Below are 24,476 nucleotides of genomic sequence, written 5' to 3' on the forward strand. Positions count from 1 at the left end.
ACCCTCTAAATCAGGTTCAGTGCCTTCCAGAACGGAATGCTCAGAAAGATTGCGCCGCAGCGCAGCAGATAAAAAATAACATTGAAAACAATCAGGCTCGACGCGCGGTAGGATACACGATCCGCATCAAGCATCGTAATATTTTGAGAAAAGACACCGTGTTGATAGGGCCAGATAAACCCTTCAGACACGGTAAGAATGACAAAGCCCAACACCCAAGGCGACAGACCAATGGTTTGTGCAAACGGTAACAGCGCACTGGCTAAAATGATGAACGCCGGTGCGCCAGGCACTGCAAGCCTGACCACAAAAACCCCCGCCATCAGAATCGTGATGCCCAGATAAAGACTTTTTTCAAAGATCGGGATCAGCATTGGTAACTGGTTCGCCAAAAGCGTGCTTAGCCCAAGATGATCCATCATCGGACCCCAAGCAACGACTGTCGCGACAAAGATGAGCGTCGGCCAGTCGAACCTATGTCGCAACGTTGCGAGGGACAGTCCGGAAAAAAAGAACACCGCCAAGGCCAAGGACAAAACCAGCCATTCGAGGGGGATTTGGTGGATGGATCGAGATAAAATTGCGATGAACAAGATCGCGTACAGTCCCAGCGTGGCCCAATCCCGGACCGGGTCCGATTGTACGGTCAACGGGATGTCAGGACGCCCGTCTTTTTTGTCAGAACGGGTTTTGATGGAAAAAAAGAACAGCACAGCGATAAACCCTATCGCCAGAACCAAACCGGCCACGCTGGTCGCACGCAACCATCCAAGCCACTGGAATCGTCCGCGCGTTTGTTCGTCAAGCATTCCGATAAGAACGAAATTTAACGGGTTCCCCGTCAGGATGATTGTCGACAGCAGCGTGGTGCCATGAATATGCGCCAATGCAAGAAAGCTATTGTTGCGCGCACGATCAGTGCGAAAGAACCGGTGCACCAACGGTTGAACCATACTGGCCCGGCCCAACGGCGATGGCACCACCAAGGTCAGTAAAACGCCGGACGCGACGACAGCAAAAAGACGTGTCGGAAACGAGGCATCTTTTCGCACCAGCAGCGCCTCGAGCTTATTCAACCAAGACGTTTCAGCCAGTAACGCTGCTAAAATAAATATCCCGAAGACAAGAAAGAAAACCTGAGAGTAAAACCCGCTGAAGGCAATTTCTTGAGGAACGATATCCAACAAAACAACGATAAGAAGCAGCGCAAGTCCCGGCACAAAATCCGGCGTCAGCCGGAATATCCACATGACGATTGCCGCCAAAGAAAAGCATAAAAACTCTGTCTGAGATAAGGGCAGTACCGTCCGCAGTTGCATGTAAAGCAACCAAGGTAGAAGCCCAACCAAGCTCCACGCTATAAAGTCACGAATCGCGGTATAGGGGCGCTGCGCGCCTCCAGAATGAGCGTTATCCGACAAAATTAAATTCCTAAAAATAATCCGAGCACCCTATCCGGCCCTACGTTATTTTTAAAGTCTCATTTTTTCGTAAATACCGTCACGCCTGCAGGCGATGTACCTGCTGCACAATCTCGGCGATCATCGCGAATTGTGCCGCCAGCGGATTTGTTTTGCGCCAGATCATACCCAAGGTGCGCGAAGGCTGTGTCCCTTGAAAGCGACTGATACAAACAGGTGCCGCACGCACCTCGACCGGAATTGCCATTTCGGGGATCAGCGTTACGCCAATTCCTGCACCCACCATCTGAACCAGCGTCGACAGCGAACTACCGTCCAGACCTTCGCGCGGTACAGCCGTTTGCATGTTGCAAAACGACAGCGCCTGGTCCCGGAAACAATGCCCTTCCTCAAGCAGCAAAAGCCGCATTTCTCGCAACGCATCCGGGCTGGGGACCGGCTGCCCGCTTTGGGATTGATGGCGCACCAAAACCATGTCTTCGCTGAACAACGCAAGTTCGGTCAACCATGGCTCTGAAACCGGCAGTGCGACAATTGCAGTGTCGATACGTCCATCCGCCAACTCGTCAATCAGGCGCGGCGTTACCGTTTCGCGAATATGGACATCAATGTCGGGATACGTCCGATCCAGTCGCGCAATCAAACCTGGCAAAAGATAGGGCGCGATCGTGGGAATCACGCCGATGCGCAGCCGCCCAATCAGACCACCATCTGCTGCACGGGCCATCTCGCCCAATTCATCAATCGATTGAAGAATTTGACGAACGCGCCCTGCAAAGCTTTCACCGAAGGACGTCAGGCGCACCATCCGCGGGCCGCGTTCAAACAAAACGGTGCCAAGGCTTTCTTCAAGCGCCTTAATTTGCACGGACAAGGCAGGCTGCGATATCGCGCATGCATCCGCCGCATGCCCAAAGTGACCATGGCGGGCCAAGGCCTCGAAATAACGCAGCTGCTTGAGTGTGAGATTCTTCATAACTTAAATTTATCGCAATGATTAGAAAACGCAACTTATACTAATTCTAAATTCATGGTATCGCACGGGCGACCGGTGGCGTGACACATCGCTCTACCGCGAAAAAATAACGCACGACGAAAAGTGCATCAAATTCGGAGACAGACATGGACGGAAATAACGCTGGAAAATGCCCCGTAGTGCACGGTAACGCTGCGCACACAACATTTGCTGGAAGGTCTAACCGCGACTGGTGGCCAGACCAGCTGAACCTGCGCATCCTGCATCAAAATACGCCTGCGTCTGACCCACTTGGCGCCGATTTCAACTATGCCGAAGCATTCAAAAACCTCGATCTTGCCGCGTTGAAAGCAGATCTGGTGTCGTTGATGACCGACAGCCAAGACTGGTGGCCTGCCGATTATGGTCATTATGGCCCATTTTTTATCCGTATGGCGTGGCACAGCGCGGGCACATACCGGACCGCAGACGGTCGCGGCGGATCACGTTCGGGTTCGCAGCGCTTTGCGCCGCTGAATAGCTGGCCGGACAACGGCAACCTCGATAAAGCGCGCCGTCTGCTGTGGCCGATCAAACAAAAGTACGGCAACCAGATTTCTTGGGCCGATCTGATGATCCTGACCGGAAACGTCGCGCTTGAATCAATGGGCTTTGACACCTTTGGTTTTGCTGGCGGCCGCGAAGACATCTTTGAACCAGAAGAAGACATTTATTGGGGTTCCGAAGCCGAATGGCTGGCGACATCTGATAAAGAAGGCACACGCTATTCCGGTGACCGCGAATTGGAAAACCCGCTGGCCGCTGTGCAAATGGGCCTGATATATGTGAACCCCGAAGGTCCAGACGGAAACCCGGATCCTTTGGCCTCGGCCAGAGATATTCGTGATACTTTCGCGCGGATGGCGATGAATGACGAAGAAACCGTAGCGCTTACCGCGGGTGGCCACACGTTTGGCAAATCGCATGGCGCAGGCGACGCAAGCCTTGTCGGCACCGAGCCCGAAGGCGCGCCGATGGAAGCCATGGGGTTTGGTTGGAAAAACGCGTTTGAGTCGGGGCGCGGTGTGCATACGACGACAAGCGGCATCGAAGGTGCGTGGAGCCCGACACCGATCACGTGGGACATGTCCTACTTGGAAACGTTGTTGAATAACGACTGGGAACTGACCAAAAGCCCCGCTGGCGCGCATCAATGGAAGCCTGCAAATGGCGCATTGTCAGACGCTGTGCCAGATGCGCATGACCCGACACGCCGTCATGCACCCATGATGACAACCGCAGACATGGCGATGAAGCTTGACCCTGATTACGCGCGTATTTCGCAGCACTATCTGGAAAACCCAGAGGTCTTTGCCGATGCCTTTGCACGCGCCTGGTTCAAACTGACCCACCGCGACATGGGCCCGAAATCGCTGTATCTGGGTGCCGAAGTCCCACAAGAAGATTTGCTATGGCAAGATCCGATCCCCGCTGTTGATCATGACCTGATTGACGCGTCCGATATTGCCAAACTGAAATCAGATCTGTTGCGATCTGGTCTGTCTATCTCCGAACTGGTGTCAACGGCGTGGGCCTCGGCTTCGACGTTCCGTGGTTCTGATAACCGTGGCGGCGCCAATGGTGCGCGCATCCGTTTGACACCTGCCAAAGACTGGGAAGTCAACGAACCGGCTAAACTGGCCAAGGTGATCGCGGTTCTGGAGGGCATCCAAAGCACGTTCAACGCGGCGTCCGGAAACAAGAAAGTTTCAATCGCCGATCTGATCGTTCTAGGCGGGTCTGCCGCTGTCGAACAGGCTGCCGCAAATGCGGGCGTCACCCTAAGTGTCCCATTCACGCCCGGCCGCACCGACGCAACCCAAGACCAAACCGACGTCGAAAGCTATGGCGTGCTGGAACCCAGTGCAGATGGTTTCCGCAACTACCTGAAAACCGACTACACCGTACCCGCAGAGAAACTGCTGGTGGATCGCGCGCAGCTTTTGACCTTGTCAGCACCGGAAATGACGGTACTGGTCGGTGGTTTGCGTGTTCTGGGGGCAAATGTGGGTGCGCGTAAACATGGTGTATTCACTGACAAAGTGGACGCGCTGACCAACGACTTCTTTGTGAACTTGCTGGACATGAAGGCAGAGTGGGCGCCTGTTGCCGGCGATTCCAACCTGTTCGTTGGTGTTGATCGTAAAACGGGTGAAACCATCGGTCACGGGACACGCGCTGACCTGGTCTTTGGGTCAAATTCGCAACTCAGAGCGATTGCCGAAGTATACGCGCAGGACGATGCCAAGACAAAGTTCGCGAAAGACTTTGTCGCGGCTTGGACCAAAGTGATGGAGCTGGATCGCTTTGATCTGAAGTAACCACCTGTAAAACAAAACAAAAGAGCGCGGCCATCGCTGGCCGCGCTCTTTTTTGTTCTTTGCGTCAGGGTTATTCCGCAGGCATCGGGGCCGCGCTGCCAATAAACCGTTTCGCGCGGCGTTCGCCCAACATCAACATCGCAGGGGTGACAAGCAAGGTCAGCACCGTCGCAAACACCAACCCACCCGCGATTGCGCTGGACAGTTCGGTCCACCACTGGCTGGACGGCGCGCCATAGACGATTTCACGGGTGAAGAAATTGATGTTCAACCCGATGACCATTGGCATGAGTCCCAGCGCGGTCGTCACCGACGTTAACACCACCGGGCGCAGACGCTGTGCCCCCGACCGCAGTGCCGCCTCGAGCGACGACAACCCCTGTTGTTTAAATTCGTTGAAGGCATCGATCAGGACGATGTTGTTATTCACAACGATCCCCGCCAACGCAATCACGCCGATCCCGCCCATAACGACACCAAATGGGCGGCCCGTCACCATCAGGCCCAGCAAAACCCCCGCGATCGAAAAGATGATCGCCGACATCACAACAAACGACTGCCAAAAACTGTTGAATTGGGTCAACAGGATCAGGAACATCAACCCAATCGCCGAAATGAACGCGCCGACCAAGAAGATCATGGACGATGCCTGATCCTCTGCTTCGCCTCCGAACTTTACGTCGATACTGGGTGGCAGGCCCAAATCATCCAGTGACGTTTGCAACGCAACGGTCAAATCATTCGCCAGCTTTCCGGGCGCCACGTCCGCCGAAATGGTGACGACACGCTCTTGGTCAATGCGGGTAATCACGCCGCTGCGCGGCGCCGGAATGAACGACACAAAATTGGAAATTGGTACAAGGCCCGATGACGTCGGCACCCGTAATGATTCCAACTCTGCAAGGGTACGGTCGACGGCCGGAAAGCGAACAACAATGTCCACCTCTGTATCGGTATCGTCCGGGCGATAATCGGCGACAGTAATGCCCCGCGTTAACAATTGCACCGCTTGCCCCAGCAACGCGATGTCAGCGCCGGAACGGGCGGCTTCGGATCGGTTTACGCTAATTTGCCATTCAACGCCCGGGCTTGGCCTGCTGTCAACAACGTCAATAAAGCCACCGATCTTTTCCATTTCATCAAGCAACAGCTGCACCGCTGCTTCCTGATCTTCTGGGTTTTTCCCGCGCACTTCCAAATTGATCGGCTTGCCCCCGCCCGGCCCACCAGAATCTGTTTGCACCTGCACATCAATACCCGGAATTGTGGCCATATCGGCGCGGATATCCTCGGCGATCAAAGCAACCGGGCGGCGGGTATCCCAATCGCCCAGCTCTAGCTGGATTGAACCAATGACATCGCCACCGCTATTGGTGCTTCCCGACCGCGCATAGATGCTGGCGATTTCGTCGTACGTTTCAAGACGCCCTTCAACTTGGCGAACAAGCTCGTCCTGTTCATAGACAGAAAAATTGTCTTTGGCGCGGACTTCGACCTGGGCATAATCGGGTTCAACCGACGGAAAAAACGTAAGCCCGTTTCCAAAATGACCGTATGCCACGAAAGACCCAACCAGCGCGACCATCGCAAAGCTAAGCGTGATCCATGGGCGCAAGATCGACCATTCCAGAACACGAATGTACCCGCCCATGAACCCGGTCATATTGCGTGGATCACCCATTTCAGCGGCATATAGCTGTGCTTTTGCTTTGGCCGATTGGCTCGGCCGGCGACCAATAAGACCGCCGACAACCGGAATAAAAATCAGTGCCATAAACAATGATGCGATAAGGGTCGCGATGACCGTGATCGGCAAAAACTTCATGAACTGACCGACGATATCGCCCCAGAACAGCAGGGGGAAAAACACACAAAGTGTGGTTAGCGTCGATGCGATGATTGGCCAAGCCATGCGTTTGGCGGCCTCTGCATAGGCTTCTTTTGGGCTCTGACCTTCGTGCAGATACCGATCTGCCAGTTCCACGGTCACAATCGCACCATCCACCAGCATCCCAACGACCAGAATAAGCGCGAACAGGACGATGATATTCATCGTGTAGCCCATCATATATAGCGCCGCGACCCCGGTAAGGAACGCCCCCGGAATAGCCAACCCGACGAGCAGAGACGACCGCACACCCAAAGCGAATACAACAACGACCATCACAAGGAAAATCGCTGCGATGACGTTTGCTTCCAGGTCGGACAACATGGAAATGACGGTTTCGCTTTCGTCTAAGGTATAGCGGATTTGAACGCTTTCCGGCCACGCCCCGCTTGCTGCGGTCACAACATCGCGGACAGCATCAACCGTTTCGATGATATTTGCGCCAGACCGTTTCTTGATCTCAAGTGCCAGTGCCGGCTGCCCGTCGATGCGGGCAAACCCGGATGGGTCCACAAATGTACGCCGAATGGTCGCGACATCAGCGAATGTCACCACCGTCTGCCCGCGCACAAGAATAGGAAGATCCATCACGTCTTCGATATTTTCGATCAGACCCGGCACCTTTAGAACCAAACGCCCGGCTTCGCTTTCGATCGCACCCGCTGCAATCAACTGGTTATTGCGGGTAATTGACCCGATCAGTTCATCAAACGAAATATTATATGTCTCGAATACCGTCGGGTCGATCAGAACCTCAAGCAGCTCCGTCCGCTTGCCTCCGACATCCACCTCAAGAACACCGCCTAGCGCCTCAATATCGTCTTTCAGATCTTCGGCGATCGTATTCAGGGTCCGTTCGGGGACGGGGCCTGACAGGATGACAGTCAAAATCGGAAAAAGCGCGGTGTTGATTTCGGTGATCGTGATGTTCGCGTCTTGCGGCAGCTCGTTTTCAGCCTTGTCGGATGCCTCACGGACTTTATCCAGTGCTTCGGCTGAATCAAACCCCGGCTCAAATTCAAGCTGGACACTTGCATGTCCTTCGCTCGCGTTGCTGGTCATCGACTTAAGACCCGTCAAAGACGCAAATTCGACCTCCATCGGCCCAACAAGCACGTCCTCGGCATCTTCCGGTGAAATTCCGTCAAGACCGGTCGAGACGTAAACAATCGGAATCGGAATTTCCGGGTTACTTTCCTTGGGGATAGCCGAATAGGAGTAGGCGCCAACAGCCAACAGGAAAACCAATATCAGCTGCACGACTTTGCTGCGCTGAAACGCGGCGTTAATTATAGCATTCATTTGGATGCATCCGCTGTTTGCTCCGCCACGGGCGCTTGTGGGTTGACCTCGTCGCCGGCATTCACGAAACCCTGACCGACAGTGATAATGTCCACTTGTTCAGGCAGACCCGTCACCCAAATTCCATCGGGCTGGGCACGCACGATTTCGACCGGACTGAACCCCACTATATTGCCTTCACCTACAAATTTGACCCCAAGATCGCCATTCACCCCCAGCGAAAGAATAGCCGGCGAAACGAAGTGGCCGCGCGCCTGCCCTGTTGGAATTTCGATCCGTGCGCTTAAACCTGCCGGCATCTCGCTCTCGGGGTTATCGACGATCACTTCGACCCGGAAAGTCCGCGTTTGGGAGTCCGCGTTGCTGCCGATAAACCCAATCACACCATCCCGGTTTTCACCGGTGATGAACGCGACGGTCGCTGCGTCCCCTTTGCTGAGCCGCGACAGCACCTGTTGTGGCACCTGCACCACGACTGTCAAAGGGTCGTTATCGACCACTTCTGCGACGGTATCACCGCTGGTGACAAATTCACCTTCATCCAGTGTCAGATCATTCAAACGGCCCGAAAACGGGGCCGTGATGATCGTATTTTCCAACTGCTCTTGCGCCGCCGTAACGGCCGCTTCTGCAGCCGCTTGCGCCGCGCGCGCCTGCGATACGCGGTCTTCGGTGGCAATTCCACGCGCCTGCAATGCAACAGCGTTTTCATAATCGCGGCTGGCTTGTTCTTGCTGCGTCTGCGCCTGCAAAAGCTGCGCCGCGATCGTTTCGGAATCAACGCGTCCGATTTCCTGACCCGCAGCAACCAAATCGCCGCGTTCAACCATGACTTGGGTAACCTGCCCGCCCGCCTTTGCACGGATATCGGTTGCACGGTCTGGGACAGACTGCCCTTCGGCAGCCAAGGTCAATTGCACATCCATCGCAGCAGACGGCAACACCGCAACAGTGACAAGCTTCACCACATTTTCTTCGGCAACGTCTGTTTCTTCGGCAGGTGCGAAATAGCCGCTTGTCATCCAGCCAACCATCGCCAACATCAAAATGATCGAAACCCACTTTGAAAGCCCCGCACCCTTGTCGCTTTCAAAAGTCAATTTTCCGGTCAAATCCGGGGCGCTATCTTGGGACATCTGGGCTTCCTCTAAATTCAAAATAAAGTGAGCGGGATCAAATTGTCGCGCCTTTGTTGGGCATTAATTAGGGGCGCACGCGTTTGGTTGCTAGTGCCGCAAAGCAGAAAACACAGGCAAAAGCGAGACTTTGTGCAACCATTATGCACTAATGCCCAGCAAACTATCATCAGACTTGTGGGATGGTCGCGCATAAGACGCCATATTGACACGCCTGCTGGTCCCTGTCCTGCAACCGGGGCCGTCCGCGACACCCGATATTATCCCACGAAAGAACGGCCAAGATTGATGAGGCAATCGCCAACATGGAAACAGCCGCCGATGGCCGCGTCTGACGCACGCCTATCTGGGCGGCCGGGATCATGACGCGATCCATCTGGAAAAGCTGGGGGTTGCGTGGTTTAGAGCCATCCTTGAATCCCCCGCGCGAGCCAGCGGATTGGTTGTATCAGGAACATCATTAGCGACACTGATCGCGCTTAAGGTGGCGCGCCCGCTTTGCATGTGAACATTGCCAACCAACGCACAACCCGTGCCGATCTGGACATCCGGCTGCAAGGCGTGCGAAACATCGGTGCGCAACTGATTAAGGACGGGCGCTATGCCACAGCTTAGTATGACAGCGGCGGATATGGTCGCAAAGGCCCGCGAAAAGATCATTGAAATATCAACGCCGCATGCGATCGCCATGCTAGACGACCCCAAAGTTGTGTTTGTGGATCTGCGCGATATACGCGAACGCGAGCGAAGCGGCGCAATCCCCGGCAGCTTTCATTGCCCCCGCGGCATGGTGGAATTCTGGGTCGACCCAGACAGCCCCTACTTCAAAGACATCTTCGGGCAGGACAAACAGTTCGTGTTTCATTGTGCTTCGGGTTGGCGGTCGGCCCTGACGGTTGCGACACTGCAGGACATGGGATTTCCCGCGGCGCACCTGAAAGACGGCTTTACCGGTTGGCTTGCGGCGGGTGGACCGGTGATACCTTGCCGCTGACCTCGCCTGAAATCTGCCCGCTGGGTATCAGCGGTCTATTGGTGCGTTTTGCACGCGACCTGTCGGATGAAGCCAACGCGCATGCGCTTGCGTTTCGTGACCAGGTCAGCGCCGCCGCCCTGCCCGGCGTGACCGACGTGATCCCGGCGCTGGTATCGGTGCATGTGACCTTTGACCCCGATCAGACCACCCGCGAACGTGTCACGAAAGACCTGCAACAACTGCTGTCGCGCAACACGGGCGCTGTCATGTCTCCGCGCCGCCAGTGGCGTATTCCCGTGGCCTTTGGCCCCGACCATACCCCACAACTGGCCGAAGCCGCGCAGTTGGCAGGCATCACCCCGGATCAGGCAGTCGCGGACATCCTGACCGCCAAGTTGCGCGTGATCGCCATTGGGTTTGCCCCCGGTCAACCCTATTTGGGCATGTTGCCCGGTCATTGGGATATGCCGCGCCAACCCACGCTAACACCGCAAATGCCCCGCGGCGCGCTGGTCGTGGCTGTACGGCAGCTGATCATCTTTGCGGCCGACGCCCCAACAGGTTGGCGCCACATCGGGCAGACCGCATTCCGCGTTTACCAACCCGATGCGCCTGAACCCTTTGCCTTCGCGCCGGGCGATCTGGTGACGTTTTCGCAGATCGCAGATGACGTGTTGGACGGCCTGAAAAACCGCACCGACACCAATGGTGGCGCGATCTGCGAGGTGCTGCGCTGATGCCGACCCTGACAGTACACAGCGCCGGACCCGGGGTCAGCCTGCAAGATATGGGCAGACCCGGCTTTGCCGCGCAGGGTCTTTCGACGGGCGGCGCGACCGATCGTTTGGCGCTGCTAGAGGCCGCTGCCATTTTGGGAACCCGCCCGGCCGCCGCGCTTGAGATGTTCGGTTTTGGCGGAACCTTTACCACCGATACCTTGACGCGGATCGTCCTGACGGGCGCGCAGATGCAAGCGCAGATTGCCAGAAATCCGGTAAAGCCCAATATCAGCGCCCAGCTACGACCGGGGGAAAAGTTGACCATCGGTGGCACCACCCAAGGCAGTTATGGCTATCTGTCATTTGCAGGGGGGATCACGCAACCACCGGTCATGGGGAGCAGATCAACCCATCTGACCGCCGGAATTGGCCGCGCCTTGCGGCAAGGTGATACCCTGCCGATCGGACACGATCCCCGCCCGCTTACCGGGCCGATGTGCCTGCCACGGGACGATCGATTTTGTGGTGGTGTCATCCGCGTCATGCCCGGCCCCCAAACCGATTTTTTTGATGCCGCGACCCTTGTCAGGTTTCAAGAGACATCGTTCACCCGCAGTCCACGCGCCAATCGTCAAGGGGTGCGGTTGGATCAAGATGGCAGTGGTTTTACGATGACCGACGGACATAACATTCCATCCGATGCGATTGTGTCCGGCGATGTACAGATGACCGGCGACGGCATTCCCTATGTTCTATTAAGCGAATGTCAAACGATGGGAGGCTACCCGCGGATCGCAACAGTGATCCCCGCAGATTTGCCAAAACTGGCGCAGGCCGCAGTGGGCGCAAAACTGCAATTTCAGTGGCTGACAGTCGCCGAAGCCGACGCAACCGCGATCAGTGACACAGCGGTGCTGCGCGCGCTGGTGCAATCTTGCACGCCTGTCGTGCGCGACCCGCATGACATCGCGGACCTGCTTAGCTATCAACTTATCAGCGGTGTAACCGCCGGAAACGACGGATAAGGGCGCAGATGACACGCACGGTAGACCTGAACGCAGACATGGGCGAAGGTTTTGGCCCTTGGGCCATGGGCGACGACGCGGCGCTGTTGGATGTCGTGACGTCAGCCAATATTGCCTGCGGATTTCATGCGGGCGATCCTGACATCATGGCACGCACGATGGGGCTTGCGGTTGCGAAAGGTGTCGGTATTGGCGCGCACCCCGGCTTTGCAGACCTGAAAGGGTTCGGTCGGCGGCAATTACCACTGGCGCATGATGAAATCGCCAATGCCGTGGCTTATCAACTGGGCGCGGCACAGGCGATGGCACGGCGCGCGGGTGGCAGCGTGCGGCACCTAAAATTGCACGGTGCGCTGTCGAATATGGCGAGCATCGACGCCGATTTGGCCCGCGCCTGCTATCAGGCTGTGCTGGCAGTCGATCCCGATATTACGATCATGGTGCTGGCCGCCACGGCAATGGAACAGGTTGTGCGCGACTTGGGCTGTGCGTGGGCTGGCGAAATTTTCGCCGACAGGGCCTATAATGACGACGGCACCTTGGTGGACCGAAGTTTGCCCGGCGCTGTGCTGCACGACGCGGACATTGCCGCGCCGCGTATCCTCGAGATGGTGACCGCGGGCGCAATCATCGCCCAAAGTGGCAAACATATTCCTTGCCGGATCGACACCATTTGCCTGCACGGCGACACGCCGCAAGCCGTGTCAATGGCGCGGGGCGTGCGCCGCCATCTCGAAACGGCTGGCCTGACGCTGAAACCGCTCTAGCGACCTTCAAAGATTTCCGAATTATCCTATTCTGCCTGCACATCTATCATTTGCGGTCCGAACCGCATTAGATGGACGAAAAAAGGAAGCAATCCATGACGCAATCGCCATATTATAGTCCCAAGGGTGGCCTGCCCCCACAGACACAGCTGCTAACAGATCGCGCCATGTTCACCGAGGCCTATGCCGTCATTCCCAAAGGGACGATGACAGATATCGTCACCAGCTACCTGCCATTTTGGGACAAAACGCGGGCTTGGGTCATTGCGCGCCCCATGTCCGGTTTCGCGGAAACCTTTAGCCAATATATCATGGAAGTCGCCCCCGGCGGCGGAAGCATCCGCCCCGAGCCAGACGCGACAGCCCAAGGGGTGCTATTCGTTGTGGACGGCGGGTTCACCTTGCGGATCGCCGGCGAAACGCACGAACTGACCACGGGCGGCTATGCCTACTTGCCCGCGGGATGCGATTGGTCGCTGTCCAACACCACTAAAACCGCCGCAAAATTCCATTGGGTGCGCAAGATTTATCAGGCGGTGGATGGGATCGCCGCGCCGGAACCTTTTGTCACGCACGAGGCACAAGCAACCAAAGTTGCGATGCCAGACACCGATGGCAAATGGGCCACCACCCGTTTTGTTGACCCGACAGACATGCGGCACGATATGCATGTCAACATCGTGACATTGGAACCGGGCGGCGTGATCCCGTTTGCTGAAACCCATGTGATGGAACACGGTCTTTATGTGTTGCAGGGCAAAGCCGTTTACCGCCTGAACCAAGACTGGGTCGAGGTCGAAGCAGGCGATTTCATGTGGCTGCGGGCGTTCTGCCCCCAAGCCTGTTACGCAGGCGGGCCAGAGCCGTTTCGATATTTGCTATATAAAGACGTCAATCGGCACATGCCGCTAAAACGATAGCGTTGGCATCCTGACTTTACGACGCCGCAAGCAGCCGTTGGCCAAATTGCAAAATTTCATCTTCGATGCGCCCGATAACGGCTGACCCACGGCTATCCTTATTGCGCAACAGCCAAACGGACCGTGTTGCGTCCAGAGAAATCGTGCGGGAGCACGGCGACCCCCATGCCATGCCGGACAACGTTCACAAGTGTTGCAAAGTCGTTGACTGTGATCGTGCGCTGGAACATCTCGTCTTTCACAGGCCATATTTCACCATGTTGCGATTGGCCGTGCAGCCGGACGATTGGGATATTTTGCGTGCGATCAGCATCGAGATGGTCAATCAAATGAGCCCTGCCATAAACGCCCATGGCAAGCTGGCCAACTTTACGTCCCAGCAAATCAAGCGGCGGCATGTCGACGACCCGCAAAGCCAAATCAGCATTGCCGCTTTGCACATCCAGTGGATCATCGCCCGCAATCAGATCAAAGCCCAAATCAGGAAAGCTGTGCCGCAAGTCCCGTAAAACAGGCAAAACCAGCAGGTCAAATCCCCACGCGTTGCTCGCAATTGAAACCCGCGTAACCATATCGCGTTGTTCGCTTTGTACGTATCGCGCCACATCCCGCGAGACGGCGTTCATACGCGCGGCGTATGCGCAAACCGACTTGCCTTTCTTGGTCAAAATCCACGGGTGCCTTTCACGATTGACAAGCCGCAACCCAAGCACATCCTCCAGCCTACTCAAGCGACGCGAGACGGTTTGATGGCTCAGGCCCAGTGCAGCGCCCGCATTTGATGCACCGCCGTAGTCTTGAATGAGCAAGAGTACCCGTAAGTCAGACCAGTCGAGCCGGGAAAGTTTGTCCATAATCGCACCTAGTATGGGTGAATTTATCCATATCAGCACTTTCATGCTGTTGGTATGAAAAATCAAACACGCAAGGAGCGCGCATGAACCCGTCAATAATTTTAGTGATCGCCGGATTACTACAACTGACCCTACTGCTGATGCATGGGCTTTATATTGCTTTTGCGCATGGTGTCCTTTGGGGGGACGGGGCGACGAACGACTACTGCGAACCTCACAGATCTGGATCGCCGCTTTGAGCGCACAATCGTGAACAATTCCGAAAGCATGATCGCTTTTTTACCAGTCTTTGTGGCTGCAACGATGATCGGGCCTCTACCGAAGGTCGCGCTGCTTGCGGCAACGATCTACCTTGCGGCCCGGCTGGCCTTCGCGGTCATATACCTTTTGAACGTTCCCTATATTCGGACAGCTATCTGGTTTGTGAGCGTTGTTTGTATCATCATTATCGCGGCAACCACACTTTGGAACATGCGCTAAACGATGGCATGACCCGCCTTGAAAATACGGGTACATCGGGCGTTTGGCGTTGACTGCACGACAGGGGCAATCGCACTGTTGTTCGTGCAGATCGCAGGAACGTCACAATGACCTCGTCTCTTTTAATGCGGAACCGGAATTACCGCCTTTTGCTGACGGCGGGGTCGATGACCAACCTCGGTGATGGGATGGTTGCGCTTGCGCTGCCGTGGCTCGCATCTCTTATCACCCGCGAACCGCTGGCCATTGCATCGGTCGCGGCGGCGGGGCGCCTTCCGTGGCTGTTCTTTTCGATACCCGCAGGTGTTATCGTCGACCGGACCGACCGGCGCATGTTGATTGTGCGCGCTGATCTAATCCGCGCGGCAACGGTGTTTGCCATTCTGCTGCTGGCGCTTAGCGAACCTGCGGCTGGGACGATCTGGGTCTTGACCGGGCTGGCCTTCGTCCTGGGTTCTGCCGAAGTGTTAAGGGATAATGCCGCACAGACAATCCTGCCGTCTATCGTTGCCCAAAGCGACCTTGAGGCAGCGAATGCCCAGATGTGGAGCGCCGAGCAACTGACGGGCCAGTTCATAGGGCCGCCGCTTGCCGGTGTATTGATCGCGATTGGCATCGGTCTGCCCTTTGGGCTTGACGTCGCGGCGCTTGTTCTTGCGGCAGGTTTGATCTGGTTGATCACGGCGCAGCCCCATCAACCGTCCCGCGCACGGTTTTTCAGCGCGCTAACCGAAGGTGTCAGTTACATGCGATCTGACCCGATGCTTTTGCGGCTTGCCATTGTGCTGGGGGTCGCAAACTTTCTGGCGACGGCCACGATCACTGTTCAAATTCTATTTGCACAGGATGTATTGGACCTGAGTGCGGTCGCCTACGGCTATGCCCTATCTGTTCAGGCCCTTGGCGCGATTGTTGGCAGCTTGTCCGCGCCCTATTTGATCGCAAAGCTTGGCATGCACCGTTGTCTGTTTCTGTCGGTTGGAATCTGGGCGATTGGCTATGCCACCGTCGGTCTGAGCAGCAGTGTTTTTCCCATGGCGACAGCCCTATTCGCCGTGATCGCCGCTGCGATGGTATGGAACGTCATTACCGTATCATGGCGCCAGCGGCGGATACCACCTGCCCTGCTGGGCCGCGTGAACAGCATTTACCGCTTTTTCGGCTGGGGTTCGATGCCGCTTGGTGCGCTGGCAGGCGGGTTTGTTGTCTGGCTGATCGAGGACAGTGCCGGCAGGGAAATTGCGCTGCGTGCGCCGTTCCTTTTGGCGGCAGTGTGCTGTGCCGCACTTTTCGCGTACGCGGTGTCCCACCTTCGGCTTGATTAGTTGCCAGCCTATATCAAAGCAAATCCGCCCAGATTGGCAAGTGATCAGAGGCATGGCGCGCGGGCCCGTCTTGCACGACGCCAGCATCGTGCAGCGTGATCGCTGCAGAGTGGGCGATGCGGTCCAGCGCCGCAATGGGTCGCGCGGCGTGAAAGCTGTGTCCGGGGGAATGCACGGTAAAATGGCTTAGGCTTTCAAGCCCCTTATGCGGCGACCATTCATTGAAGTCCCCAGCAACAACCACACGTTCCGTCCCGTCCACGGCTTTGGCAATGGCATGCAATTGGTGCACGCGATTTCGCCGCATCAGCCCCAGATGCGCCGCCACAAATGTGAATGCGGGCAGTTCGACACGGACCGCGCCGCGCGGCTCTAACCCCGGCAGATCAATATGGTTGACCGCGCCGATTTCCATGCCTTTACGGACCAAAATCGCGTTTCCGTGCCAGCCAATGCTGACCGCATTGCGCGCAACGGGCACGATTTCGAAATCTGTTTCGGACTCGATCAAGTTGCGCGCAAGCGCCGAAGGCCGCGCCCCAAGACGCATATCTGCCTCTTGCAATGCAACCACATCGGCATCAAGTCCGTTAAGAACTTGTAAAATACGCATCGGGTCACGACGTCGGTCAAGGCCCTTTGCTTTTCGGATATTATAACTGGCGACCCGAAGGCTCTTATTTGATGGTTTCATGCTATTAAAATGGGGCCGCCGTCACAAAATGGAAAGGGCACCACATGCATTTGAATCAGGTTTACGGCCAAAGCCGTGTAATGCTGGTACTATGGGGGCTGTTGTTACTGGCCGCGCTCAGCGCGTTGATCACGGGACGTTGGTCATTGGTTTTCGTGTCCCTTAGCACACTTGCGCTCGCGTTGACCCCCGTCATATTGGCATCGCGGTTCCACTTGACCCTTCCGTTGCCATTCTTGCTGGCGACAACCCTGTTTACATTTGCGACCGTCTTTCTGGGTGAAGCATTTGATTTTTATAACAAATTCTGGTGGTGGGATATCTTTTTGCACGGCGGCTCCGCCGTTGGTTTCGGACTGATGGGATTTCTATTCGTCTTTATGCTGTTCGAGGGTGACCGCTATGCCGCCCCACCCATCTTTATTGCCTTCATTACATTTTGCGTTGCGATGACTGTCGGGGCAACGTGGGAGATTTTCGAATTTCTCATGGACAAGTCCTTTGGGCTTAACATGCAAAAGTCGGGCCTGCCTGACACTATGGGCGACCTGATTGTCGATGCCATGGGCGCGATGTTTGCCGCACTGTGTGGATTTATCTATCTGAAGGGACAGAAAGCCGGGGTCATGACAGGGTTGATTCAGCAATTCGTTGAACTGAACCGCCAACTGTATCGCAAATCAAAGAACCGGCTGCGCAAATAGGGTTCAGGTCGACCGAAACCCGTCTGGGATCGTGTCGCGCCCATCCAACAGAAGGTCGGCCATAACGACACCTACTTTTGGCGCCATACCAAAGCCGATTTTGAAACCGCCATTGGCCACAAATTCACCGCGCCGCAATGGATGCGCCCCCAAAATCGGCGCACGACTGCGGCTGCGGGGGCGCACCCCCGCCCAGCGCTCTAGAACCGGGGCATTTGCCAAGACAGGAAATGCGGCAAACGCCCGTTCCAGAACGTCATCCAGTTGTGTGTCAGTCGCCGCGGGGTCACTAAAATCACGCTCCGAGGTGGAGCCGATAGCGACGGTCCCGTCATAATGCGGGATAATGTGCAGTGCGTCCGCAAAAAGCTGCGGTTTTCCGACGGCATTATGGGCCAGCACAGCTGCTTGCCCTTTGACGCCTCCGCCGCCCAATTCAGTGACGCCGTGCCAGCCGGTTGCCCAAACGACCATGCCTTGGGCGGACCCCGCGCGCACGACCGCGCCGCCTAACGCGGTCACCGCTTTGGCAAGCGCTCGCGTCGCGCGGCGCGGATGAATAAGGGCCGACAGGGTGTCATGCACCACCAACCCCGTGGGCGATGCCGGCATCCATGACGCATCACCTGCCGGGACCACCGCCCAGGTGGCTTTGCCTTGCCACAGATCACCCGCGGTCACTGCACGTGCCTGTGCCAGTGCGACCGCCCTTTCATCCAGCAAAGGTTGCAGACGCCCTGACCGGCTATAACCCACGTCAGCGCCGGTGATTTGTTCGACCCGAGCCCAAAAATCAGCGGCCATCATCAGGCTTTCGAATTGGAATGCCTTTTTTTCGTTCCAGTTTTCGGGGACATGGGGCGCCAATGCGCCGACAACGCCACCGCTTGACCCGGATGCGACACCATTGGGATCAATCACCTGCACTTTGGCCCCGCGCTGCGCACAGGCATAGGCGACCGACAGACCAAAGATGCCCGCACCCATTACCGTCACATCAGCCGTTGCCATTCCGTGCCCTTCCGCCCAAAGATGGGGCAACACCTAAGGCATGGCTTCATGACAGACCAGACAGCAAAACTCGACTGGCGCGACGGGCGCGTGCCGATCTCGACCCAATTTGACGATCCGTATTATTCGCTGGATAACGGTCTGGATGAAACGCGACATGTGTTTTTGGCTGGCAACGATTTGCCCGCGCGCTTTGGCGATGATTTCCAGATCGCGGAACTGGGGTTTGGAACAGGTCTGAACCTGCTTGTGACATGGGCGTTGTGGGATCAATGCGGGCGACCCGGCACCTTGCGGTTTACGTCGTTCGAAGCCTATCCGATGGCCAAAGACGATATGCGGGCAGCATTGGCACATTTCCTCGAAATCGCGGCCTACAGCGCAATTCTACTGGAACACTGGTCACCCGGTGACGGACCGACGCACCTACCTGATGGTCCCATTCTGGAAGTCATCATCGGGGATGCCCGCCAAGCCGTGCCCAATTGGGAAAGGATGGCGGATACATGGTTTTTGGATGGCTTCTCGCCCGCGAAAAATCCTGAATTGTGGGAACCCGCGTTGATGATTGCCGTCGGGCATCACACGCATTCGGATGGCACCGCCGCGACCTATAGCGCCGCCGGTCATGTCCGCCAAAGCCTGACTGCTGCGGGGTTCACCGTTGACCGGATACCCGGTTACGGCCGCAAACGTCACATGACCCGCGCAAGGAAAAACAATGCAAAATAACGCCCGTCTGGGGATCATGTTGATGATCGCCACGACTTTTATCTTTGCGATCCAAGATGGAATCTCGCGCCATTTGGCAGGCAACTACAACGTGCTGATGATCGTCATGATCCGCTACTGGTTCTTTGCGGCCTTTGTGATCACCGTCGCCACACGGCAAACCGGGTCGATCCGCGCTGCTGCTGCCACCAAACAGCCCATTTTGCAGATCACCCGTGGTGTGCTGTTGTCGCTGGAAATCTGCGTCATGGTCACAGGTTTTGTGGCGCTTGGGCTGGTTGAAAGTCACGCGGTCTTTGCGTGTTACCCGCTTTTGATCGCCGCCCTGTCCGGCCCTGTTTTGGGCGAAAAAGTCGGCTGGCGCCGCTGGGCCGCGATTGGCATCGGCTTCGTGGGGGTAATGATCATCCTGGAACCGGGTTATGCGGTCTTTGCACCCGCTGCCGTCATCCCGCTGATTGCGGCCCTGATGTTTGCGCTATACGGACTGCTGACACGCCATGTATCGCGCAAAGACACCGCAGCCACATCGTTCTTTTGGACAGGCGTTGCGGGCGCCGTGGTGATGACCGTTGCGGGCGCTTGGTCATGGGAACCGATGACAGCGGGTGATTGGGTCTGGATGTCCACGCTTTGCGTCACGGGCGCCGCAGGTCACTGGCTTTTGATCAAAACTTACGAAGTCGCCGAAGCCAGCACCGTGCAGCCCTTTGCCTATCTGCAACTGGTTTTTGCCAGCGCCATCGGCATATTCCTGTTGGGCGAAACGCTGCGCCCCAATGTGGCGGTTGGCGCAGGGATCGTCATTTGCGCGGGGCTGTTTACGCTATGGCGGGCGCGGGCCAAAACGATCGCACACACCTAACCATCTTCGACAGACTGCGCGGGATCAGTGTCTTCAACAGTTTGTGCGACGGGACGGGTGCGGGGGCGCAACAAAGGTTTTTCGCCGATCAGCAGCGCGGTGAAATCAAGAGGGCCAGTGGCTTTGGTCAATCGCGCCTCGTAGACCGGAATGCTTTCGGTGACGCGCATCACATAATTGCGGGTTTCCCGAAACGGGATGTGTTCGATCCAGTCTATCACATCCATTTCGCGCAAGCGCGGGTCGCCGCGTTCTTCCATCCATGTTCGTGGTCGTCCGGGGCCTGCGTTATATCCTGCCGCGATCATCACAGGGGTCGGGCCAAAGGTTTCTTGCAAGCCCGCAAGATACGCCGCGCCTAACGTCGCGTTATACTGCCAGTCGTTCGTCAACTGTGCTTTGGAATAGGGCATGCCCAAATTGGTCGCGACCTCTTCGGCGGTGCCGGGCATCACCTGCATCAGGCCCAACGCCCCAACAGGGCTGCCGATTGTCGTGTTGAATTCGCTTTCGCGGCGCGCGATCGACAACGAAAGGCTGGCGTCGACGGGCAAATCCATCTGCGCCAGATCATGGATGGGATAGTAGATCGCAGGGATCACGATGCCACGCGTCGCGGCGGTCTTGCCCAACAAAAGCATGTAATACTGTTCGTCAATCTCGTTCAGGTAGGCGCCGATTTGCCCAAGCTCTGCTGGATCAAGAGTTTGACCGAGCTGCGCAAAAAACGTCACGGCCGCGCCGCGTTCGCCAGCGGCCAACAGAAGAAATGCGGCGCGGGTCAGGTCTTGGTCAAAGACCGCCGCGCCTTGCCACGCGACATCTTCGCCTGCCAAAACAGGGTCCAAGGGACGCCCGAGTTTTTCAGCGGCAAGCAGCCCATAAAAGCTGGTCTGATGTGCTGCCGCGGCACCATAAGCCAGTGCTGCCTGCGCGGAATCATTCATCACGGCATAGGTACGGCCCAGCCAATAATACATCCGGCTCAGCGATATCGGGGTGCCGACCGCATCTGCGGCTTTTTGAAAATGGTCCAGCGCGCGTGGCGGATCACCCAAATAGGTTAGCGCGATATAGCCCGACAGCCATTCCAGATCGGCATACGCCTCGCCTTCTGTTGCAGCCAGATAGTGGCGCGATGCGATGATATAAGCCTGATCGGCGCGGCCTTCGCGCATTTCCCAACGCGCCAGTTCACGCCGCCAGCCCGCCCAGCGAAACGGTTCCCCCAACGCCGAAGCACTGGTGGACCGGTCCCGCAGCATGGCCACCGCATCGGTCCAGTCGCCACGCTGCGCGTACCAGTTATAGCGGTCATATGCGAACCCGGGGTCTTCGCGCAGGCCAGCACGCACGGCAGTGTACAGCGGCAACATGTTGCGGGTGCCCGCGATATAGCCGATGCGCGCCGCGGCAACTGCACGCTGATCAGTGTCTAACAAAGGTAACATGCGGGTGGCATCGCTGCGGCGCGATCGCCATAGCATCGCATCGGTACGCGCCCAATGGAACGGGGCAAGCACATCCGCGAACCCTGCCATCAACGCAGCCTGCCCGTCGTCTGTCAGCCCCAAATCAAGCCAAGCACGGCGTAGCACGGCATGGGCCTGGTCAATCTGGCCGGTCGTCATCAGCGCCTCGGCCAGACGGGTTGCCCCCTCGCCCGTTTGCGGCGCGTCATTGGCAAACCACGCGATCACCTCTGATGCAGGGTGCCCTTTGGGGATCAGCGGTTCAGCGGTCGAGCGCAGGCGCGACACCCCCGGCCAATCAGGTTTCGCCGCGACAAAGGCTTGGTAGTCCGCAAACGCGGCGTCGCCCGCGCGCAACCGCAACCACATGATCACGTCCGCAGTCAAAGGGTCCGACTGCGCAGCCAGATCAGCCGCAGCCTCCCAATCGATGCTGGCGGTGCTGACAGCGGTCACAGCTGCAGGATCAGCCTCTTGCCCAGAGACCGCCCCCGCCCAGCATGTGAAGGCCATCAAAATGGTCGTTTTTTGCATAAAAGTCACCGCGCTGCCTGTTTTGAAAATAAACTAACGTGAGGCGGCGCAATAACAACTCACAAACTTGGCAATCGGCAGAAACCCCGTTAGGGTCCGCGCGATTTTACCCGGGCGATTCAGCCCATACACACAAAGGAAGCGCGTCATGTTCAAAGGGTCTCTCCCTGCACTCGTCACGCCGTTTAACAACGGCACAGTGGACATTGATGCGCTGAAAAAGCTGGTGAACTGGCACATCGCCCAAGGTTCGCATGGGTTGGTACCCGTGGGCACAACTGGCGAAAGCCCGACACTGACCCACGAAGAACACGACCAAGTCGTTGAAATCGTGGTTAAAGAGGCGGCAGGACGCATTCCGGTCATCGCTGGTGCGGGGTCCAACAACACCATTGAAACCGTCCGTTTGGTGCAGGCTGCCAAGGCAGCGGGTGCGGCAGCGGCGCTGGTGGTGACACCTTATTACAACAAGCCAACCCAAGCAGGGTTAATTGCCCACTTCACGGCTGCCGCGAACTGTGGCCTGCCGATTGTGATCTACAACATTCCTGGCCGATCGGTGGTTGATATGACCCCCGCGACCATGGGTGAACTTGCGAAACTGGACATGATTATCGGCGTCAAAGATGCGACCGGTGATCTGTCGCGCGTCCCCAAGCAGCGGATGACCTGCGGCACAGGCTTTGTGCAACTGTCTGGCGAAGACGCAACCGCGCTTGGCTTTAACGCTCACGGCGGGGTTGGCTGTATTTCGGTGACGGCGAACGTCGCGCCGAAACTTTGCGCGGAATTTCAGGCCAGTACGTTGGCAGGCGACTACGCCACGGCGCTGACACAACTGGACCGCCTGATGCCACTGCACGAGGCGATCTTTACAGAGCCGGGTGTGGCGGGTGCGAAATATGGCATGTCGTTGCTGGGACTATGCAGCGAAGACGTACGGTCGCCGCTGACGCCACTGACCGACGCCACCAAAGCAAAAATGCGGGCGGCGATGGTGCATGCAGGTCTGCTGAACTAAACCTTTGGGGATCGATGGCCCGCGCGCGGCGTGTTCGTGTACGGGGCCACCGCATGGGGTGGGTTCGAACCCACCCCCGGTTTCACGTTGTTATTCAGCGGATTCGAACCAGATGTGGTTCAGTCGCCACAGACCGAAGGCCAACGGAATTGCCGCCAAGCCAGCGATCACATATGCCAATGGTTGGTCGTAAAAGCTTTCGAACATCTGGGTGTAGGCATGGATCCCTGCAAAGGTCATGCCCGCATTAAACAGCCCACGGCGATTCGTCATGGCGGCCCACACGATCAATCCAATCAGGATCACCGCCCAAACGATGCTAAAGACATGTTCGCTAATGACAAATGCGTTTGCGACAAACGCTTCATGCGCGCGCTGCCATTTGTCATAGTCATCATTGTAGACATAGCGCCCTGGCCCCCAAAGCGTTTCACCAACGACATCGCCCCACAGGCTGCCCACAAGGAATGCGAGGCTCGCGACGATAAACGCCATCACCGCCAAGATACCGGCATTGCGTGCGATCCGGCCCGTCCACCGGTTCGCCGCCCACAAGGACACGCCAATCAGGACCGACATTTGCAGAATAGTGAGCGCGGATTCAGGCGAATAAAACACATATGCGGCATGGAAATATCCGGTGCCAGCGTCCAGCATTTGCGCGAACGGAGCAATGGCAAGTGCCGTCACCAGTCGGACATCCAAAAGCATCCCGCAGGCCGCGACAATTGCAAATGCGTAGAAGTTAACAACCGGCGAGACCCAGTGCGCATAGGTCTGACTGTAATCATCCGCAAACACATATGCGCCGCACAAATGCATGGCAGCGCCCATCAACAGCACCGCCCCATAAGAAAAGCGCAAGTGCGCCAACGCCACGGTGAAACGCCATGCGCACAGACCCGCAATGATGCCCCCCATTGCAAACATCACCGCACCTGCCAGGTCCGGGTGCTTGTCCATCAATTCAATGCCAGACCCGCTGATCAGCATTCCCGCCCCGATCAGCGCGCTTGCGTTGCCGAACATCCGGTAGACCGGCGTGCCGAAGCGTAAGATCAGCAGCCCAACCCCAAGGAACAAACCGCCGCACAGTGCGACGCTAAGCGCGCTGGCAAGGTAAAACACCAGACCAAGCGTCGCGGCGAGGATCCCCGCGATCAGCAGCGTATTCACGCAAAGGGCAATCATTGCCCCACGCGCACGATGTTTGATTTCGGCCGCCTGCGCGGGGTTAATCACCCCGTCGGCAACCAGTTTTCCTGTTTCAGCGACGTAATACATTGATGTCTCC

Annotated in this window: 21 protein-coding genes; 12 read left to right on the forward strand and 9 right to left on the reverse strand. The window is 56.9% G+C overall.

Annotated elements, in window-relative coordinates:
- Nucleotides 1–5 precede the first annotated feature (5 nt).
- Both ACXJGX_RS05100 and ACXJGX_RS05105 read right to left on the reverse strand, forming a co-directional pair.
- Nucleotides 6–1,319 (reverse strand): SLC13 family permease, encoded by a 1,314-nt coding sequence (locus ACXJGX_RS05100; RefSeq protein ID WP_474779311.1) that lies wholly within the window; start codon nt 1,317–1,319, stop codon nt 6–8.
- Nucleotides 1,320–1,500: 181 nt separating this feature from the next.
- The gene (locus ACXJGX_RS05105; RefSeq protein ID WP_474779313.1) at nt 1,501–2,397 is read right to left on the reverse strand and encodes a hydrogen peroxide-inducible genes activator; all 897 of its coding nucleotides are present in this window, start codon (nt 2,395–2,397) and stop codon (nt 1,501–1,503) included.
- Between the two features lie 146 nt (nt 2,398–2,543).
- Between ACXJGX_RS05105 and katG the strand changes: the two genes are divergently transcribed.
- The gene (gene katG / locus ACXJGX_RS05110; protein WP_474779315.1) at nt 2,544–4,757 is read left to right on the forward strand and encodes a catalase/peroxidase HPI; all 2,214 of its coding nucleotides are present in this window, start codon (nt 2,544–2,546) and stop codon (nt 4,755–4,757) included.
- A 70-nt stretch (nt 4,758–4,827) separates the two neighbouring features.
- Here katG and ACXJGX_RS05115 read toward each other — a convergent pair whose 3' ends face one another.
- Nucleotides 4,828–7,947 (reverse strand): efflux RND transporter permease subunit, encoded by a 3,120-nt coding sequence (locus tag ACXJGX_RS05115; RefSeq protein WP_474779317.1) that lies wholly within the window; start codon nt 7,945–7,947, stop codon nt 4,828–4,830.
- Nucleotides 7,944–9,083 (reverse strand): efflux RND transporter periplasmic adaptor subunit, encoded by a 1,140-nt coding sequence (locus ACXJGX_RS05120; protein ID WP_474779319.1) that lies wholly within the window; start codon nt 9,081–9,083, stop codon nt 7,944–7,946. The genes ACXJGX_RS05115 and ACXJGX_RS05120 overlap by 4 nt, the downstream gene beginning before the upstream one ends.
- 601 nt (nt 9,084–9,684) lie before the next feature.
- Between ACXJGX_RS05120 and ACXJGX_RS05125 the strand changes: the two genes are divergently transcribed.
- The 5 genes from ACXJGX_RS05125 (at nt 9,685) to ACXJGX_RS05145 (ending at nt 13,490) form a co-directional block, all read left to right on the forward strand.
- The gene (locus ACXJGX_RS05125; protein ID WP_474779321.1) at nt 9,685–10,077 is read left to right on the forward strand and encodes a rhodanese-like domain-containing protein; all 393 of its coding nucleotides are present in this window, start codon (nt 9,685–9,687) and stop codon (nt 10,075–10,077) included.
- Nucleotides 10,068–10,796: a 5-oxoprolinase subunit B family protein gene (locus ACXJGX_RS05130; RefSeq protein WP_474779323.1), complete on the forward strand. Its 729-nt coding sequence runs from the start codon at nt 10,068–10,070 to the stop codon at nt 10,794–10,796. Before ACXJGX_RS05125 ends, ACXJGX_RS05130 begins: the two co-directional genes overlap by 10 nt.
- Nucleotides 10,796–11,803 carry a 5-oxoprolinase subunit C family protein gene (locus tag ACXJGX_RS05135; RefSeq protein WP_474779325.1) on the forward strand — a complete coding sequence of 336 codons (1,008 nt, stop codon included), beginning with the start codon at nt 10,796–10,798 and terminating at the stop codon, nt 11,801–11,803. Before ACXJGX_RS05130 ends, ACXJGX_RS05135 begins: the two co-directional genes overlap by 1 nt.
- Before the next feature lie 8 nt (nt 11,804–11,811).
- Nucleotides 11,812–12,570 (forward strand): LamB/YcsF family protein, encoded by a 759-nt coding sequence (locus ACXJGX_RS05140; RefSeq protein ID WP_474779327.1) that lies wholly within the window; start codon nt 11,812–11,814, stop codon nt 12,568–12,570.
- Nucleotides 12,571–12,665: 95 nt separating this feature from the next.
- Entirely contained in the window at nt 12,666–13,490 is an 825-nt protein-coding gene (locus tag ACXJGX_RS05145; RefSeq protein ID WP_474779329.1) for a bifunctional allantoicase/(S)-ureidoglycine aminohydrolase, read from the forward strand.
- A gap of 98 nt (nt 13,491–13,588) precedes the next feature.
- On the opposite strand, the gene ACXJGX_RS05150 is transcribed toward ACXJGX_RS05145, so the two are convergent.
- Nucleotides 13,589–14,344, reverse strand: coding sequence for a LysR family transcriptional regulator (locus tag ACXJGX_RS05150; RefSeq protein ID WP_474779331.1), 756 nt, complete (start codon nt 14,342–14,344; stop codon nt 13,589–13,591).
- 144 nt (nt 14,345–14,488) lie between these two features.
- Between ACXJGX_RS05150 and ACXJGX_RS05155 the strand changes: the two genes are divergently transcribed.
- Together ACXJGX_RS05155 and ACXJGX_RS05160 are read left to right on the forward strand one after the other, a co-directional pair.
- The gene (locus ACXJGX_RS05155) at nt 14,489–14,824 is read left to right on the forward strand and encodes an MAPEG family protein (RefSeq protein WP_474779333.1); all 336 of its coding nucleotides are present in this window, start codon (nt 14,489–14,491) and stop codon (nt 14,822–14,824) included.
- A gap of 107 nt (nt 14,825–14,931) precedes the next feature.
- Nucleotides 14,932–16,149: an MFS transporter gene (locus ACXJGX_RS05160; RefSeq protein WP_474779335.1), complete on the forward strand. Its 1,218-nt coding sequence runs from the start codon at nt 14,932–14,934 to the stop codon at nt 16,147–16,149.
- 13 nt (nt 16,150–16,162) lie between these two features.
- Here ACXJGX_RS05160 and ACXJGX_RS05165 read toward each other — a convergent pair whose 3' ends face one another.
- The gene (locus ACXJGX_RS05165; RefSeq protein WP_474779337.1) at nt 16,163–16,843 is read right to left on the reverse strand and encodes an endonuclease/exonuclease/phosphatase family protein; all 681 of its coding nucleotides are present in this window, start codon (nt 16,841–16,843) and stop codon (nt 16,163–16,165) included.
- A gap of 44 nt (nt 16,844–16,887) precedes the next feature.
- On the opposite strand from ACXJGX_RS05165, the gene ACXJGX_RS05170 reads away from it, so the two are divergent.
- Entirely contained in the window at nt 16,888–17,547 is a 660-nt protein-coding gene (locus tag ACXJGX_RS05170; RefSeq protein WP_474779339.1) for a DUF2238 domain-containing protein, read from the forward strand.
- 3 nt (nt 17,548–17,550) lie between these two features.
- Here the strand turns inward: ACXJGX_RS05170 and ACXJGX_RS05175 are convergent, their stop codons facing one another.
- Nucleotides 17,551–18,558 carry an NAD(P)/FAD-dependent oxidoreductase gene (locus tag ACXJGX_RS05175; RefSeq protein ID WP_474779341.1) on the reverse strand — a complete coding sequence of 336 codons (1,008 nt, stop codon included), beginning with the start codon at nt 18,556–18,558 and terminating at the stop codon, nt 17,551–17,553.
- 48 nt (nt 18,559–18,606) lie between these two features.
- On the opposite strand from ACXJGX_RS05175, the gene mnmC2 reads away from it, so the two are divergent.
- A complete protein-coding gene (mnmC2, locus tag ACXJGX_RS05180; RefSeq protein WP_474779343.1) occupies nt 18,607–19,290 on the forward strand; it encodes a tRNA (5-methylaminomethyl-2-thiouridine)(34)-methyltransferase MnmC2 in 684 nt (227 codons plus the stop codon).
- Nucleotides 19,280–20,155, forward strand: a complete 876-nt coding sequence (locus ACXJGX_RS05185) for a DMT family transporter (RefSeq protein WP_474779345.1) — start codon at nt 19,280–19,282, stop codon at nt 20,153–20,155. Before mnmC2 ends, ACXJGX_RS05185 begins: the two co-directional genes overlap by 11 nt.
- Here ACXJGX_RS05185 and ACXJGX_RS05190 read toward each other — a convergent pair.
- The gene (locus ACXJGX_RS05190) at nt 20,152–22,140 is read right to left on the reverse strand and encodes a lytic transglycosylase domain-containing protein (protein WP_474779347.1); all 1,989 of its coding nucleotides are present in this window, start codon (nt 22,138–22,140) and stop codon (nt 20,152–20,154) included. The two genes, ACXJGX_RS05185 and ACXJGX_RS05190, sit on opposite strands and share 4 nt — an antisense overlap.
- A gap of 169 nt (nt 22,141–22,309) precedes the next feature.
- Here ACXJGX_RS05190 and dapA point away from each other — a divergent pair, with 169 nt between their 5' ends.
- Nucleotides 22,310–23,182, forward strand: a complete 873-nt coding sequence (gene dapA / locus ACXJGX_RS05195; protein WP_474779349.1) for a 4-hydroxy-tetrahydrodipicolinate synthase — start codon at nt 22,310–22,312, stop codon at nt 23,180–23,182.
- A gap of 90 nt (nt 23,183–23,272) precedes the next feature.
- On the opposite strand, the gene ACXJGX_RS05200 is transcribed toward dapA, so the two are convergent.
- Nucleotides 23,273–24,466, reverse strand: a complete 1,194-nt coding sequence (locus ACXJGX_RS05200; RefSeq protein ID WP_474779350.1) for a hypothetical protein — start codon at nt 24,464–24,466, stop codon at nt 23,273–23,275.
- Nucleotides 24,467–24,476: the final 10 nt, after the last annotated feature.

The organism is Yoonia sp. SWMV100 (assembly GCF_056108365.1).

Bases quoted from the DNA above. Each gene is read 5' to 3' on its own strand.
- ACXJGX_RS05100 (WP_474779311.1), bottom strand. From the start codon at position 1,319: ATGCAACTGCGGACGGTACTGCCCTTATCTCAGACAGAGTTTTTATGC.
- ACXJGX_RS05105 (WP_474779313.1), bottom strand. From the start codon at position 2,397: ATGAAGAATCTCACACTCAAGCAGCTGCGTTATTTCGAGGCCTTGGCC.
- katG (WP_474779315.1), top strand. From the start codon at position 2,544: ATGGACGGAAATAACGCTGGAAAATGCCCCGTAGTGCACGGTAACGCT.
- ACXJGX_RS05115 (WP_474779317.1), bottom strand. From the start codon at position 7,947: ATGAATGCTATAATTAACGCCGCGTTTCAGCGCAGCAAAGTCGTGCAG.
- ACXJGX_RS05120 (WP_474779319.1), bottom strand. From the start codon at position 9,083: ATGTCCCAAGATAGCGCCCCGGATTTGACCGGAAAATTGACTTTTGAA.
- ACXJGX_RS05125 (WP_474779321.1), top strand. From the start codon at position 9,685: ATGCCACAGCTTAGTATGACAGCGGCGGATATGGTCGCAAAGGCCCGC.
- ACXJGX_RS05135 (WP_474779325.1), top strand. From the start codon at position 10,796: ATGCCGACCCTGACAGTACACAGCGCCGGACCCGGGGTCAGCCTGCAA.
- ACXJGX_RS05140 (WP_474779327.1), top strand. From the start codon at position 11,812: ATGACACGCACGGTAGACCTGAACGCAGACATGGGCGAAGGTTTTGGC.
- ACXJGX_RS05145 (WP_474779329.1), top strand. From the start codon at position 12,666: ATGACGCAATCGCCATATTATAGTCCCAAGGGTGGCCTGCCCCCACAG.
- ACXJGX_RS05150 (WP_474779331.1), bottom strand. From the start codon at position 14,344: ATGGACAAACTTTCCCGGCTCGACTGGTCTGACTTACGGGTACTCTTG.
- ACXJGX_RS05155 (WP_474779333.1), top strand. From the start codon at position 14,489: ATGGGCTTTATATTGCTTTTGCGCATGGTGTCCTTTGGGGGGACGGGG.
- ACXJGX_RS05160 (WP_474779335.1), top strand. From the start codon at position 14,932: ATGACCTCGTCTCTTTTAATGCGGAACCGGAATTACCGCCTTTTGCTG.
- ACXJGX_RS05165 (WP_474779337.1), bottom strand. From the start codon at position 16,843: ATGAAACCATCAAATAAGAGCCTTCGGGTCGCCAGTTATAATATCCGA.
- ACXJGX_RS05170 (WP_474779339.1), top strand. From the start codon at position 16,888: ATGCATTTGAATCAGGTTTACGGCCAAAGCCGTGTAATGCTGGTACTA.
- ACXJGX_RS05175 (WP_474779341.1), bottom strand. From the start codon at position 18,558: ATGGCAACGGCTGATGTGACGGTAATGGGTGCGGGCATCTTTGGTCTG.
- mnmC2 (WP_474779343.1), top strand. From the start codon at position 18,607: ATGACAGACCAGACAGCAAAACTCGACTGGCGCGACGGGCGCGTGCCG.
- ACXJGX_RS05185 (WP_474779345.1), top strand. From the start codon at position 19,280: ATGCAAAATAACGCCCGTCTGGGGATCATGTTGATGATCGCCACGACT.
- ACXJGX_RS05190 (WP_474779347.1), bottom strand. From the start codon at position 22,140: ATGGCCTTCACATGCTGGGCGGGGGCGGTCTCTGGGCAAGAGGCTGAT.
- dapA (WP_474779349.1), top strand. From the start codon at position 22,310: ATGTTCAAAGGGTCTCTCCCTGCACTCGTCACGCCGTTTAACAACGGC.
- ACXJGX_RS05200 (WP_474779350.1), bottom strand. From the start codon at position 24,466: ATGTATTACGTCGCTGAAACAGGAAAACTGGTTGCCGACGGGGTGATT.